Genomic DNA, 13,615 nt, shown 5'->3' on the forward strand with positions numbered 1-13,615 from the left:
GTGTGGTGGGCGTCAGTTGGCCGAGATACCTGGGTCGAAGGTGAAGATCACCATCGTGCCGACGGCGAGGATGAGCACCATCGAGACGTAGAGCACGATCTTCAGCCAGAACCGGGTGCTGTCCTTGCGGGCGTAGTCGTCGATGATCGTCCGCAGCCCGTTGCCGCCGTGGATTTCGGCGAGCCACAGCATCGACAGGTCCCAGAACTGCCAGAACGGCGAGGCCCAGCGGCCGGCGACGAAGCCCCAGTTGATGCGGTGCACGCCGCCGTCGAGGATGTTCATGATGAACAGGTGGCCGAGCACCAGCACGATCAGGGCGAGGCCCGAGATGCGCATGAACAGCCAGCTGTAGAGCTCGAAATTGCTGCGGCGGGCGGCGGCGCGCTTCGGCGCGCGCGGGCGCTCGAGTGCGAGTTCAGACATCAGTGCCCCCCGAACATAACCTCGACGGTGCGCTTCATCATGAAGAAGGCACCGGGAATCATCACCACGACCCAGATGGCCAGGATGGTCCAGAGCATCGGCTTCTGGAACTTCGGTCCCTTCTCCCAGAAGTCGACCAGCATGACCCGGATGCCGTTGAGCGCGTGGAACAGCACCGCGCCGACGAGGCCGACCTCGAGGAGGTTGACTATCGGGGTCTTGTAGGTCTCGATGACCTCGTTGTACGTGTCGGGCGACACGCGCACGAGCGCGGTGTCGAGCACGTGCACGAAGAGGAAGAAGAATGTCAGCACGCCGGTGATGCGGTGCAGCACCCAGGACCACATACCGGGGTCGCCCCGGTAGAAGGTCCCCTGCCGGCGTGAGGCACCCGCCCGATCGCTCGCTGCCGCCTCAGTGGCGGCGCTAGCCGTGGTGGACATCGGTGAACGGCCTCCAACGTCATGGCTTGGGCCCGCTGACCGCTGGTTTCCGCGCCTGCGCCGGGTCGCCCACCTGGGGACGGCTCCGGCGACGGTGCCGAGATCATGGTCATCGAGCGTGGATAAAAGGGATGCTAGACCCGCACCTCACGGTGGGCTCACCTCCGGGTTCCTCTGTGTGATGGACCAGACATCGAGGCCTCGCACGATCGAGTGACGGGACCCGCGTAACTCACCGGTTCGTCCACTGTGGACGCGACGGTCGCCACAGGTCGTGCCCCGGAGGGCCCTGAAACGGTGCGTGACGATCTTCGGTCCTTCACGCGGCCAGGGGGCCGTTTATTGCCAGCGATGATCACCGTAAGTACTCCCTCCGTCGCGCTCGCGATTCATGAGTAAACGTTTGTGTTACGTAGCGTGCCTTTCCTATGGCAGCAAAGCGGCCGTTAGGTACCGTCTCTCGGTCGAACCCGGCAGCGTTGCCGGGTCGTTTCTTCGGACCATCCGCTGGATCAGCGGGGAGGGAGACACACGTTGCGTCGCATGCGTGGAACCGCGCTGGCCGCCGCCGCCATGGCCGGTGCTCTGGTACTGGCCGGATGCGCGAAGGATTCAGGTGCGGGGAACAACAACAACAACGCGAGCAGTGGGGACCAGTCCGCCAGCTGCGTGACGGCGCCGAAGCCGCCCGCCGCGGCGGCCGCCTCGACCAGCAGCAGCCAGGCCGGTGAGAAGGTCGACGGCAGCAAGCTCAAGGTCGCGCTGGCCTTCGACGTCGGCGGCCGTGGCGACGCGTCGTTCAACGACTCCGCCGCCGCCGGTACCGACAAGGCCAAGAGCGAACTCGGTATCACTTCGGTCACCGAAAGCACCGCCGCCGCGACCGAGGACGAGGCCGCGAAGTCGCAGCGTCTCGACCAGCTCGCTTCGCAGGGCTTCAGCCCGGTCATCGCGGTCGGCTTCGCCTACGCCAAGGCCGTCGGCGCCATCGCGCCGAAGTACCCGAACACCCAGTTCGCGATCGTCGACGACGACTCCGTCAAGGCGCCGAACGTCACCCCGCTGGTCTTCGCCGAGGAGCAGGGCTCGTTCCTGGCCGGTGTCGCCGCCGCGTACAAGTCGAAGAAGTGCCACGTCGGCTTCGTCGGTGGCGTGAACACGCCGCTGATCCAGAAGTTCGAGGCGGGCTTCCTGCAGGGTGTGAAGGCGGCTTCGACCAAGGCCGTCATCGAGGACGAGTACCTCACCCCGGCCGGTGACTTCTCCGGGTTCCAGGACCCGGCGAAGGGCAACGTGAAGGCCGCCGCGCAGATCGCCAAGGGCGCGGACGTCGTCTACCACGCCGCCGGTGCCTCCGGTAAGGGCGTTTTCGAGGCCGCGAAGTCGAACAACGCGCTGGCCATCGGCGTCGACTCCGACCAGTACAACCAGAAGACGGTCGAGGCGTCGAAGGACGTCATCATCACCTCGATGCTCAAGCGCGTCGACGTGGCGGTGTTCGACTACCTGCGCGCACTGGCCAAGGGTGACCTGACGTCGCTGCCGAAGCGCTTCGACCTCAAGGTCGACGGCGTCGGCTACGCCACCTCCGGTGGCAAGATCGACGACATCAAGGACGTCCTCGACGGCTACAAGGCGCAGATCGTCTCCGGGGCGATCACCGTCTCGGACAAGCCGCAGAAGTAAGCTCCACCAGGTAGCAGGGCTCGGAAGGACGACCCTTCCGAGCCCTCACCTGTTTACCCAGAACTGGATGGCTTTTTGATGAGCGCTCCCCAGGCCGAGGTCACCGACGCCCCCGACCGGGGTGAACCGGCCGTGCAGCTGACCGGGATCACGAAGCGATTCCCCGGTGTCGTGGCCAACTCCGATGTCAACCTCACCGTCACCAAAGGCGAGGTGCACGCCGTCTGCGGCGAGAACGGCGCGGGCAAATCGACCCTGATGAAGATCCTCTACGGCATGCAGCAGCCGGACGAGGGCGACATCGCGATCAACGGCGAACCGGTGAAACTGCGCAATCCGCAGGACGCCATCAAGGCCGGGATCGGGATGGTCCACCAGCACTTCATGCTGGCCGACAACCTCACCGTCGGGGAGAACGTCTTCCTCGGCGCGGAGAACCTGCACGGCATCGGCCGCGCGGCGAGGGCGAAGCTGGCGAAGTTCGCCGAGCAGGTCGGCCTTAACGCCCGCCCCGACGTGCTGCTCGAAGAACTCGGCGTCGCCGACCGCCAGCGCGTGGAGATCGTCAAGGTGCTCTACCGCGGCGCGCGGATCATCATCCTCGACGAGCCCACCGCGGTACTCGTGCCGCAAGAGGTCGACGCGCTGTTCGAGACCGTCCGCGCCATGCAGAAGGACGGCTTCACCTTCCTCTTCATCTCGCACAAGCTCGACGAGGTGCGCGCGATCGCCGACACGGTCACCGTGATCCGCCGCGGCACCACCGTCGGCACGGCCGATCCGAAGACGATCACCTCGCGCCAGCTGGCCGAGATGATGGTCGGCTCGGAGCTGCCCAGCCCGGAGACCCGCGAGTCCACCGTCACCGATCGGGATGTCCTGCGCCTGGACGACGTGTGCCTGAGCGTCGAGGGTTCCGAGCGGAACGTGCTCGACCACATCTCCTTCACCGTGCACGCGGGTGAGGTGCTCGGGATCGCGGGCGTCGAGGGCAACGGCCAAACCGAACTCGTCGAGACGATCATGGGCATGCGCAAGGGCGGCGGCCGGATCGAGCTCACGGGTGTCGACGGCAAGACCGTCGAACTGCACAAACTGGGGACGCTCGCCCGCCGCGAGGCCGGGATCGGCTACATCGCCGAAGACCGCACGCGGCACAGCCTCTTGCTCACGCAGCCGTTGTGGGTCAACAGGATCCTCGGTTACCAAACGCGCGAGCCGGTCGCGAAGGGCCAGCTGCTCGACATCGCGGGCGCGCGTGAGGACACCCGCCGCATCGTCGAGCAGTACGACGTCCGCACGCCGGGGATCGACGTCCCGGCCGCCGCGCTTTCCGGTGGCAACCAGCAGAAGCTGATCGTCGGGCGCGAGCTTTCCGGCAACCCGGTGCTGTTGATCGCTTCGCATCCGACGCGCGGTGTCGACGTCGGCGCGCAGGCGCTGATCTGGGAACAGATCCGGCAGGCACGCGCGGCCGGGCTGGCCGTGCTGCTGGTTTCGGCCGACCTCGACGAGCTGATCGGGCTGTCGGACACCATCCAGGTCATGCTCCGCGGGCGGCTGGTCGGCGAGGCCGACCCCGCGACCGTGACCCCGCAGCAACTGGGCTCCGCGATGACGGGTGCTTCCGAAGACTCCGAAGAAGAAGGTGCATCGTGAGTTCCTGGCGTACGAGGCTGCTGCCGCCTCTGCTCGCGATCGTTTTCGCCGTCATCCTGACGGCCATCGCGCTGATCATCTCGGGCGCGGACCCGCTGCAGGCCTACGGCACGATGATCGGCCAGCTCTTCAAGGGCTCGACCGCCGTCGACACGGTGAACCTGGCGACGGTCTACTACCTGTCCGGGCTCGCGGTGGCCATCGGCTTCCAGATGAACCTCTTCAACATCGGTGTCGAGGGCCAGTACCGGTTCGCGGCCATCGTCACCGCCATCATCGGCGGGGCGCTGCGGCTGCCGCCGGTGATCCACGTGATCGCGATCCTGCTCGTCGCGGTGGCCAGCGGCATGCTCTACGCGGCCATCCCGGCGGTGCTGAAGGTGACCCGAGGGGTTTCCGAGGTCATCTCGACGATCATGCTGAACGCGATCGTCGGCGGCATCGTGGCGTTCCTGGTCAACGCGGACCAGTTCGGCGTGCAGACCGGCAACAACATCGCCACCCGTGAGATCGCCGAGACCGGCCGGATCCCCGGCATCCCGATCGGTTCGGGTGAACTGTTCGGCTTCGTGCTCATCGCGGCGCTGATCGGCGCGGCCTACTGGTTCATGCTCAACCGGACCCGGTTCGGCTTCGAGCTGAAGGCCTCCGGCGAATCGACGACGGCCGCCGCGGCCGGCGGGGTCAACGCCAAGAAGATGACGCTGATCGCGATGCTGCTCTCCGGTGGTGTCGCCGGTCTGGTCGCGATGCCGGAACTGCTCGGCCGCGACTTCACCTACGGCATCACGTCGACCCAGATGTACGGCTTCACCGGCATCGCGGTCGCGCTGCTCGGCCGTAACCACCCGGCCGGGATCGCGCTGGGCGCCCTGCTGTGGGCGTTCCTCGACCGGTCCGCGGTGTCGCTCGAACAGATCAACGTGTCCAAAGAGATCGCAGTGATCATGCAGGGCGTGATCGTGCTGTCGGTCGTCATCGCGTACGAGATCGTGCGCCGCGCGGATCTGGCCGCCGAACAGCGACGCGTCGGTCGCGCGCTGGCGGGCAAGGGTTCCAGCGTTTCCGAAGGGGGTGCGGTGTGAGCACGGATGTTCTTTCGTCCAACGCGGGCGGGACGACCATGCCGGTGAAACGGCAGAAGCGCCGCATTCCCGGCTGGGCCAAGGGCGCGATCTGGGGGCTGCTGGCCGTCGGCGTCCTCGCGATCGCGTCGTACGCCACCGGCGTCAACACGCTGACCTCGACCAACACCGCGCACACCGCGCTGCGGCTGGCGCTGCCGATCCTGCTGTGCGCGCTCGGCGGGCTCTGGGCCGAACGCGCGGGCGTGATCAACATCGGCCTCGAAGGCATGATGATCCTCGGCACCTGGGGTGCCGCGTGGGGCGCTTACCACGGCGGGGTCTGGGCCGGGCTGATCTCGGCGGTCGTGTTCGGCGCGCTCGGCGGGCTGCTGCACGCCGTCGCGACGGTGACCTTCAACGTCAACCACATCGTCTCCGGTGTGGCGATCAACCTGCTCGGTCTCGGGGTCGCGAAGTACCTCGCGAACCTGATCTTCACCCCGCTCTCGGGGAACCCGCGCCAGTCGCCGCCGGTGCCGAAGTTCGACACCTATTCGGCGACGTTCCTCTCGGACTGGCTGGCGGACCTGGAGAAGATGCAGCGTGTCTTCATCTCCGACCTCGCCGGAATCCTCAATGGACTGATCACCGAGGTCGCGCCGCTGACGATGATCGCGATCGCGCTGGTCCCGATCAGCTACTTCGTGTTGTGGCGCACGCGGTTCGGCCTGCGACTGCGGTCCTGCGGTGAGAACCCGGTCGCGGCCGAGTCCCTCGGCGTCAACGTGTACCTGCACAAGTACGTCGCCATGCTCATCTCCGGCGGGCTCGCCGGGATGGGTGGCGCGTCGCTCGTGCTGCTCGCCGGTGGCGCGGACTACCTGGAGAACCAGACCAACAACCGCGGGTACATCGGCCTCGCGGCGATGATCTTCGGCAACTGGCGGCCGGGCGGCCTGCTCGGCGGCGCGGCGCTGTTCGGGTACGCCGACGGTCTCCAGCTCGCCGGTGGCGGCACCGCGGTGCTCGCGCTGCTGTACGGCGCGGTGATCCTGCTGGCCGTGATCGTGGCGGTGCAACTGTTCCGCCGTCAGTGGATCGCCGCCGCGCTCGGTGTCTTCGGCGCGGCTCTGCTGTACGCGATCTACTGGACCAACGACGATCTGCCCAGCGACCTCATCCCGTACACGGCGCACTTCGTGACGCTGATCGTGCTGGCGGTGGCTTCGCAGCGGCTGCGGCCGCCCAAGGCGGACGGCGCGCTGTACCGGCGAGGTGAGGACTGACATGGCGGAGTACGACTGGGAAGCCCTGCGGGCTCAAGCCGTCGAGGCGGCGAAGTCGGCGTACGCGCCGTACTCGGGTCTGCACGTCGGTGTCGCGGGTGTGGTGGATGACGGCCGGATCGTCATCGGTTGCAACGTCGAAAACGCTTCGTACGGCTTGGGAATGTGCGCGGAATGCACGATGGCGGGGCAGTTGCGGCTGACCGGCGGCGGCAAGCTCGTCGCCGTCGCGTGCCGCAGTGGTGAAGGCGCTCTGCTGATGCCGTGCGGGCGTTGCCGTCAGATCCTGTTCGAGCACGGCGGCGCGGACTGCCTGGTGGACACGCCGAGCGGCATCCTGCCGATGTCGGCGGTGCTGCCGGACGCCTTCGGGCCGGACGATCTGCCGTGAGCGCTTTCGCCGCCGTCGACGTCATCCGCGCCAAACGGGACGGCGGACGGCTCTCCGACGAGCAGATCGACTGGACCATCGGCGCGTACACGCGCGGCGACATCGCCGAGGAACAGATGGCCGCGCTCGCGATGGCCATCTTCCTGCGGGGGATGGATTCCGGCGAGACCGCGCGGTGGACCGGCGCGATGATCGAGTCGGGGGAGCGGCTGGACCTGAAGGTCAGCCGTCCGACGATCGACAAGCATTCGACGGGCGGTGTCGGCGACAAGATCACGCTTCCGCTGGCGCCGCTCGTCGCGGCTTGTGGCGCGGCCGTGCCGCAGCTGTCCGGGCGCGGGCTCGGGCACACCGGCGGGACGCTGGACAAACTCGAGTCGATCCCGGGCTGGCGTGCCGCTTTGTCGACATCCGAGATCATCCGGCAGCTCGACGAGGTCGGCGCGGTGGTCTGCGCGGCGACGTCCGGGCTGGCTCCGGCCGACAAGAAGCTGTACGCGCTGCGCGATGTGACGTCGACGGTGGAGTCGATCCCGCTGATCGCCAGCTCGATCATGAGCAAGAAGATCGCCGAGGGCTCGGCCGGGCTCGTTCTCGACGTGAAGACCGGTTCGGGCGCGTTCATGAAGACGCTTCCGCAGGCCCGTGAACTCGCGCGGACCCTGGTGGAGATCGGGACCGCGCACGGCGTCGCGACGACGGCGCTGATCACGGACATGAACGTGCCTTTGGGACATGCCGTCGGGAACGCGATCGAGGTCGCGGAGTCGGTCGAGGTGCTGCGCGGCGGCGGCCCGGCCGACGTCGTCGAGCTGACCGTGGCTTTGGCGCGGGAGATGCTGGAGTTGGCGGGGCTGTCCGATGTGGACCCGGCCGCGGTGCTGGCTTCTGGTCGGGCTTACGAGACCTGGTGCCGGATGATCGCCGCTCAGGGCGGGGATCCTGAGGCCGCCCTGCCGCGGCCTCGACATGTGCACGTCGTTTCGGCGCCTTCGGATGGTGTGTTGACGTCTTTGAACGCGTACTCGGTCGGGGTCGCCGCATGGCGGCTCGGGGCCGGGCGGGCGCGCAAGGAGGATCCGGTGCAGGCCGCGGCGGGCGTGCTGTGCCTGGCGAAGCCGGGCGACGAGGTGGCGGCCGGGCAGCCGCTGCTGGAGCTGCACACCGATACGCCTGATGCGGTTGCTTCGGCTCTCGCTGCGCTCGAAGACGCCTACGCGGTCAGCTCCGAGGGCCCGGTCTCCGCTCCGCTCGTCCTGGAGACCGTGCGCCCCTGACCTGCGTTTAGCGGGCTAAACGCGATCTGTGGCGGCGCCGGGTGCCAGGTTGCGGCCTCGTGTCTTGAAGGCCCCCTTTGAGACGTTCAACGTCTCAAAGGGGGCCTTCAAGACGTCCGGGGCCCGGCTTGGCGCCGGATCGCGTTTAGCCCGCTAAACGCGACGCGTTCCCGCACCGACGCCGGCGACCACACCGGGCACCTGCGGCGCGCGCCCTTGTCGCGGTGAGCCCTCCGCATTCAGAGGACTAAATGCGGGGCGTGCCAGCCGACGCCGGATCGCGTTTAGCCCGCTAAACGCACCTCCGAGGGCGGGGGAGCGAAGCGGGGCGGAGAAGCGTGAAGGCCCCCTTCCCGAGGCGGAGCCGGGGAAGGGGGCCTTCACGTGTGAAGAGGTCAGTCGGTGGTCTCGTCGGTGCCGTCGGCCTTCGCCTTGGCGTCGGCAGCCTTGGGCGCCCGGCCGTTGCGCGAGCTGCGGCGCGGCTGACGCGGGGCGGGCGGCGGCGGGGAGATCTGCTGCACGGCCGGGCCGCCGCCGAGCATGAGCTCCGCGAAGGTCGCCATGGCCTCGTCCAGCTGGCCGCCGATGCGGCGCACGGACTCGTCGTTGCTCTTGCGCACCAGCGTGTCGACCGAGTCGGTGTCCGGCTGCTTCTGGAGCGTGCTCTCGACCTTCGACAGGCCGCTGCGGATCGAGCCGTCGAGGTCGCCGAGGCGCCCGGTGAAGCCGTCTTCGACCTTGTCGAGCCGCTCGGCCAGGTCGTCGAGCCGCGAGGTGACCTTCTCGAGGCGGTCGCCGAGCCCGTCGAGGCGCTCCGAGGCGTCGATCATCTCGCCGGTCTCGGTCAGCGCGGTCTTCAGCGCCTCGGTGTTCGCGGTGAGGCTTTCCTTGGTGGCCTTGTCGAGGTTCTCGACGCGGGTACGCAGCTCGCGGTCGACGGTGTCGACGCGGTCGCGCAGCACCGACTCGGCCTGCTCGACGCGCTCGCGCACCGGGCCGATCACCGACTGGGGCAGCGAGTCGGTCTTGACGTCCTGCTTGTCGAGGTGCGAGCCGAGTTCGTCGAGACGACGGTGGATGTTCTGGAGCTTGTCCTCAAGCCCGTCCATCCGGCCAGCGACGCCCTCGAACTTCGCGGCCATGCCGTCGAGGCGGCCGTCGAGCTGGGCGAAGGGCTTGGCGAGCTTGTCGACGATGCTTTCGACGGCGCGGGTCAGCGCGGCGATCGCGGTGTCCTGCGCTTCGAGCCGCGACATGGTCTCGTCGAGGCGCTCGGCGAGCACGCTGGTCTCGGTGCGGTCGGGCATCTCCGAGAGGCGCTTGCGGACCGCGCCGAGCGAGTCGACCGGCGCCAGACGTGCGTAGATGTCGTCGAGCGCGTCGAAGATCTGCTGCTGTTCGCTCTCACGCACTTCGGCCGCGCGCACCAGCATGTTGCGCATCCGGTCGAAGGACGGGGCTGCAATGTGGTTGTCAGTGGTCACTGCGGTGTCCTTCGTGGGCGGGGAAATGGGAGGGACGTGACGTGAAGCTTATCCATTGCGAAATTGCTGTGCGTATGGCCCCCGGGTATCGGACAATGCCGAGCTCTGCCCTGATGGCCGATTCAGCCCGTGATCCACAAAGCTGAGGGTTAACCGCAGCTGGAGAGTTACCTCCATGTAGGGGAATGACAGCCTGGTTACCGTTACGTATGTCCTCTGAAAGCACCAGTTCCCGCATCCCGGAGGCGGTACTGACCCGCGCTCCCAAGGTCCTCCTGCACGACCACCTGGACGGCGGCTTGCGTCCCGCCACGGTCGCCGAACTCGCCGAACAGACCGGTTACCAGGCCCTGCCCACCGCCGATCCCGTCGCACTCGGCCGATGGTTCCGCGACGCCGCCGATTCGGGCTCCCTTGTCTCGTACCTTGAGACGTTCGCGCATACCTGCGGCGTGATGCAGACCGAGGAAGCGCTGGTCAGAGTGGCCGCCGAAGCGGTGGAAGACCTTGCCGCCGACGGGGTCGTCTACGCCGAGGTGCGTTACGCCCCCGAACTCTTCGTCGAACGCGGGCTGTCACTCGATGCGGTGGTCGAGGCCATTCAGGCCGGGTTCGCGGAAGGTGAACGGAGAGTGGCGGCCGGAGGCGGCCGGATCCGCGTCGGGACGTTGCTCTGCGCGATGCGCCAGCACGCCCGCGCGCTCGAGATCGCCGGTCTCGCCGTCCGGTACCGCGACGCCGGCGTCGTCGGGTTCGACATCGCCGGACCGGAAGACGGATTTCCGCCTACCAGAAATCTCGACGCATTCGAGTTTCTGCGCACGAATAATGCGCATTTCACCATTCATGCCGGGGAAGCGTTCGGGCTCGCGTCCATTTGGGAGGCGATTCAGCATTGCGGCGCGGAGCGGCTCGGCCACGGTGTGCGCATCGTCGACGACATCAAGACCGACAGTGACGGCACGGTCCATTTGGGACGGTTGGCCGCCTACGTCCGCGACCGCCGGATCCCGCTGGAGATCTGCCCCACGTCCAATGTCCAGACGGGAGCGGCGCGCTCGATCGGCGAACATCCCATCGGCCTGCTCGCCCGGCTGCGCTTCCGGGTCACCGTCAACACCGACAACCGGCTGATGAGCGGCTGCTCGATGACCAGCGAATTCGCCGCCCTGGCCGAGGCCTTCGGCTTCGGGCTGGCCGATCTCGAGTGGTTCACCATCAATGCGATGAAATCCGCGTTCCTCGATTTCGACCAGCGGCTCGACATCATCACCACGGTCATCAAGCCCGGGTACGCGGCCTTGCGGTAGTTAGCAGCGACAACTATCGTTCACTATGTAGGAGAACTTTCCCAAATAGTGAAACGGTGGCGATGATGGCGCAGGTCGCGGACGTGGAGATCGGCGGAAAACGACGCTGGCTCATCCTCGCGCTCGGCCTCGCCGCGCAGACGGCGAGCTGTTCGTTCCTCTACGGGATCCCGTTCCTGGTGCCGTCCATGCAGCGTGCGGAGGGTCTGACACTCGCCGAAGCGGGAACGGTCGTCGCGGCGCCGAGTCTTGGCCTGCTGTTCACCTTGATCCTGTGGGGCGCGGCCGCGGACCGTTACGGAGAGCGTTTGGTAATGGCCCTCGGACTGGGCGTCTCGGGGTTACTCCTCGTGTACGCGGCAGCCGGGGACCACTCGCTCGGGATCCTCTTTGGAGTGTTCCTGCTCGCCGGTGCGAGCACCGCGTCAGTGAACGCCGCGAGCGGCCGGGCCGTCCTCGGCTGGTTCGGCCCGGCCGAGCGGGGCTTCGCGATGGGCATCCGCCAGATGGCCCAGCCGCTCGGGGTGGGCGTCGCCGCGTTCGGCCTCCCGCCGCTCGCGGATCGCTGGGGCTTCCAGGTCTCGCTCATGCTGCCCGCGCTGGCCTCGATCGTCGTCGCGCTGCTCGTCGCCTGGCTGCTGGTCGACCCGCCGCGTCCGGAGTCCGGGACGAGTGCGGGGGAGAAGCCGCCTTCGCCGTACCGGAAGCCGGCGCTGTGGCGAGTCCACGGCGCGAGCGCGCTGCTCGTCGTCCCGCAGTTCACGGTTTCGGCATTCACTCCGGTGTACCTGGTGACCATGCATCACTGGACGGCCGCGTCGGCGGGCTGGTTCGTCGGCGGCGTCCAGATCCTCGGCGCGCTGGGCAGGCTCGTGTCGGGCTACTGGTCCGACCGCGTCGGCAGCAGGCTGCGGCCGATGCGGCAGCTGGCGATTTCGAGCGCCGCGGTGATGCTGCTGGTCGCGCTCGGGGACGCGACGGGGCCGTGGCTGGTGCTGCTCGCGCTCGTCCTGGCCGCGGTGATCACCGTGTCCGACAACGGGCTCGGGTTCACCGCGTCGGCGGAGATGGCAGGGCTCGCGTGGGCGGGGCGGGCGATGGGCACGCAGAACACCGGCCAGAACATCGCCGCCGCCCTGACCCCGCCGATGCTGGGTCTGGTCATCGGCGATTCGCGCTACGCGCTGGCCTTCTGTGTCGCCGCGGTCTTCCCGGTGCTGGCCGTGGCCCTGGTGCCCGTCAAAGACGAAAAGAGCCCCTCAGGACGAACCTGAGGGGCTCTTTCGCGGGTGGATCAGACGACCGTGAGGCGGTTCTCGAAGGTCTCGACGAGCTTGCGCCACTCGGACTGCTCGGCGTCGAACGGAGCACTCGGCTCGAGGCGCGTGGGGTCCGGCCGCAGCACGAACGACACGAGCCAGCCGAGGCTTTCGTTGGCGGCGAGCGCGGTGTCGACGCTGTCGTCCTCGGCCCACTCGGCGGCGTCGGTGATCAGTTCGACGGCCAGCTCCAGCTGGGTCGGGTCGATCGACTCGGGGCCCTCGGCGATGTCGTCGGCGATGCCGTTGAGCACGTAGGTGTTCTCGGCGTCGACGTCGATCTCGAGCTCGCCCGCGGTGGCCTTCGTGGTCACCTCGTCCCAAGTGGACACTTGGGCGAGATCGTTGTCCGCCAGCTCCTTGCCGTCCGCGATCGCGCGGATGAGCGCCTTCTCCGAGGAGAAGACGTCGATCTCGCCCTCGCTGCCGAGGAAGATCGGCTTGTCGTCGAGGTAGCAGCGCAGCGTGTAGTACTCGGCGCCGGAGGTGATGATCTTGATCGGATCGATGCCGACCTCGCCCCAGAAACCGACGGGCTCGTCGTCTTCGTCCTCGTCTTCGTCATCATCGACGTCTTCGAGGCCCTCGGCGGCCGCGGCCTCGGCTTCGGCGGACTCCGCGAGGAAGGTCGCGAGCTCCTCCGCCGTCTGCTCCAGCACCTTCTCGTCGACGTCGGGAGCGGTCACCAGACCGTCGATCGCGTCGAGCACGATGTCCCACTTCTCGGACACGGCCTGCGAGAGGTCCGCCCAGAGGCGCTCGCCGTCGCGGCCGGAGAAGGGCAGCGTGCCCTGATCCAGCAGCGAGAAGCTCTCGTGCGCGTCGAGGACCTCGTGGACGTCGTCGAGTTCGCACACGTCCGCGAGCGAACGCACGATGCCGATGATCTCGGCCAGCTCGCCCAGCGTCCACTGGTCCGGCTTCTCGGCGACGAGCTCGGGGACGCCCACCAGGTCGTAGGTGTGGTCGTCGTCCGGGATCAGCTCGGGGACGTTCAGCGCCGGTACGACCTCCCACGCGGGGTGGTCGAGCAGGTCGTGCTGCTCTGAAGTCCGCACGAACGCGGCTAGATGCGCGGCGTCCGGGAAGGCGTACAGGTCTTCCTCGTCGCCGAGGAAGGCTTCCCACTCCTCGCCGTCTTCCCGCCAGCGCGGCGCCCAGAGAGTGACGACGTCACCCTGTGGCAGGCCGAGTTCGATCGGGATGATGTCCTGTGCCATTCCTTAGCCCTCTCGGATTACCGCCTGTGTGCGCGCGGCCGGATGAT

General features: G+C 67.8%; 12 protein-coding genes. 8 read left to right on the forward strand and 4 right to left on the reverse strand.

Annotation, left to right across the window (positions count from 1 at the left end; all coding sequences use genetic code 11):
• Nucleotides 1–12 precede the first annotated feature (12 nt).
• Together HDA45_RS25400 and sdhC are read right to left on the reverse strand one after the other, a co-directional pair.
• Complete coding sequence (locus HDA45_RS25400; protein WP_181771737.1) at nucleotides 13–426, reverse strand: succinate dehydrogenase hydrophobic membrane anchor subunit; 414 nt, start codon at nucleotides 424–426, stop codon at nucleotides 13–15.
• Nucleotides 426–869 (reverse strand): succinate dehydrogenase, cytochrome b556 subunit, encoded by a 444-nt coding sequence (gene sdhC / locus HDA45_RS25405; protein WP_184899338.1) that lies wholly within the window; start codon nucleotides 867–869, stop codon nucleotides 426–428. The genes HDA45_RS25400 and sdhC overlap by 1 nt, the downstream gene beginning before the upstream one ends.
• Nucleotides 870–1,412: 543 nt before the next feature.
• Between sdhC and HDA45_RS25410 the strand changes: the two genes are divergently transcribed.
• The 6 genes from HDA45_RS25410 to HDA45_RS25435 all read left to right on the forward strand — a co-directional run bounded on the left by HDA45_RS25410 (nucleotide 1,413) and on the right by HDA45_RS25435 (nucleotide 8,235).
• The gene (locus HDA45_RS25410; RefSeq protein ID WP_184899340.1) at nucleotides 1,413–2,555 is read left to right on the forward strand and encodes a BMP family lipoprotein; all 1,143 of its coding nucleotides are present in this window, start codon (nucleotides 1,413–1,415) and stop codon (nucleotides 2,553–2,555) included.
• Between the two features lie 78 nt (nucleotides 2,556–2,633).
• On the forward strand, nucleotides 2,634–4,214 hold the full coding sequence (locus tag HDA45_RS25415) for an ABC transporter ATP-binding protein (protein ID WP_184899342.1): 1,581 nt from the start codon (nucleotides 2,634–2,636) through the stop codon (nucleotides 4,212–4,214).
• On the forward strand, nucleotides 4,211–5,299 hold the full coding sequence (locus HDA45_RS25420; RefSeq protein ID WP_184899344.1) for an ABC transporter permease subunit: 1,089 nt from the start codon (nucleotides 4,211–4,213) through the stop codon (nucleotides 5,297–5,299). Before HDA45_RS25415 ends, HDA45_RS25420 begins: the two co-directional genes overlap by 4 nt.
• A gap of 38 nt (nucleotides 5,300–5,337) precedes the next feature.
• Nucleotides 5,338–6,567 carry an ABC transporter permease gene (locus HDA45_RS25425; protein ID WP_184906005.1) on the forward strand — a complete coding sequence of 410 codons (1,230 nt, stop codon included), beginning with the start codon at nucleotides 5,338–5,340 and terminating at the stop codon, nucleotides 6,565–6,567.
• A 1-nt stretch (nucleotide 6,568) separates the two neighbouring features.
• On the forward strand, nucleotides 6,569–6,958 hold the full coding sequence (locus tag HDA45_RS25430; protein ID WP_184899346.1) for a cytidine deaminase: 390 nt from the start codon (nucleotides 6,569–6,571) through the stop codon (nucleotides 6,956–6,958).
• Entirely contained in the window at nucleotides 6,955–8,235 is a 1,281-nt protein-coding gene (locus HDA45_RS25435) for a thymidine phosphorylase (RefSeq protein ID WP_184899348.1), read from the forward strand. The genes HDA45_RS25430 and HDA45_RS25435 overlap by 4 nt, the downstream gene beginning before the upstream one ends.
• A gap of 395 nt (nucleotides 8,236–8,630) precedes the next feature.
• On the opposite strand, the gene HDA45_RS25440 is transcribed toward HDA45_RS25435, so the two are convergent.
• Nucleotides 8,631–9,719, reverse strand: coding sequence for a PA containing protein (locus HDA45_RS25440; RefSeq protein ID WP_101612312.1), 1,089 nt, complete (start codon nucleotides 9,717–9,719; stop codon nucleotides 8,631–8,633).
• 209 nt (nucleotides 9,720–9,928) lie between these two features.
• Between HDA45_RS25440 and HDA45_RS25445 the strand changes: the two genes are divergently transcribed.
• Nucleotides 9,929–11,029 (forward strand): adenosine deaminase, encoded by a 1,101-nt coding sequence (locus HDA45_RS25445; RefSeq protein WP_184899351.1) that lies wholly within the window; start codon nucleotides 9,929–9,931, stop codon nucleotides 11,027–11,029.
• Nucleotides 11,030–11,094: 65 nt separating this feature from the next.
• Nucleotides 11,095–12,303: an MFS transporter gene (locus HDA45_RS25450; protein WP_184906011.1), complete on the forward strand. Its 1,209-nt coding sequence runs from the start codon at nucleotides 11,095–11,097 to the stop codon at nucleotides 12,301–12,303.
• A 20-nt stretch (nucleotides 12,304–12,323) separates the two neighbouring features.
• Here the strand turns inward: HDA45_RS25450 and HDA45_RS25455 are convergent, their stop codons facing one another.
• On the reverse strand, nucleotides 12,324–13,568 hold the full coding sequence (locus tag HDA45_RS25455) for a primosomal protein (RefSeq protein ID WP_184899353.1): 1,245 nt from the start codon (nucleotides 13,566–13,568) through the stop codon (nucleotides 12,324–12,326).
• Nucleotides 13,569–13,615 lie beyond the last annotated feature (47 nt).

It is taken from the genome of Amycolatopsis umgeniensis (assembly GCF_014205155.1).
In the GTDB taxonomy this organism is placed as follows: domain Bacteria; phylum Actinomycetota; class Actinomycetes; order Mycobacteriales; family Pseudonocardiaceae; genus Amycolatopsis; species Amycolatopsis umgeniensis.

Bases quoted from the DNA above. Each gene is read 5' to 3' on its own strand.
- HDA45_RS25400 (WP_181771737.1), bottom strand. From the start codon at position 426: ATGTCTGAACTCGCACTCGAGCGCCCGCGCGCGCCGAAGCGCGCCGCC.
- sdhC (WP_184899338.1), bottom strand. From the start codon at position 869: ATGTCCACCACGGCTAGCGCCGCCACTGAGGCGGCAGCGAGCGATCGG.
- HDA45_RS25410 (WP_184899340.1), top strand. From the start codon at position 1,413: ATGCGTGGAACCGCGCTGGCCGCCGCCGCCATGGCCGGTGCTCTGGTA.
- HDA45_RS25415 (WP_184899342.1), top strand. From the start codon at position 2,634: ATGAGCGCTCCCCAGGCCGAGGTCACCGACGCCCCCGACCGGGGTGAA.
- HDA45_RS25425 (WP_184906005.1), top strand. From the start codon at position 5,338: ATGCCGGTGAAACGGCAGAAGCGCCGCATTCCCGGCTGGGCCAAGGGC.
- HDA45_RS25430 (WP_184899346.1), top strand. From the start codon at position 6,569: ATGGCGGAGTACGACTGGGAAGCCCTGCGGGCTCAAGCCGTCGAGGCG.
- HDA45_RS25445 (WP_184899351.1), top strand. From the start codon at position 9,929: ATGTCCTCTGAAAGCACCAGTTCCCGCATCCCGGAGGCGGTACTGACC.
- HDA45_RS25450 (WP_184906011.1), top strand. From the start codon at position 11,095: ATGGCGCAGGTCGCGGACGTGGAGATCGGCGGAAAACGACGCTGGCTC.
- HDA45_RS25455 (WP_184899353.1), bottom strand. From the start codon at position 13,568: ATGGCACAGGACATCATCCCGATCGAACTCGGCCTGCCACAGGGTGAC.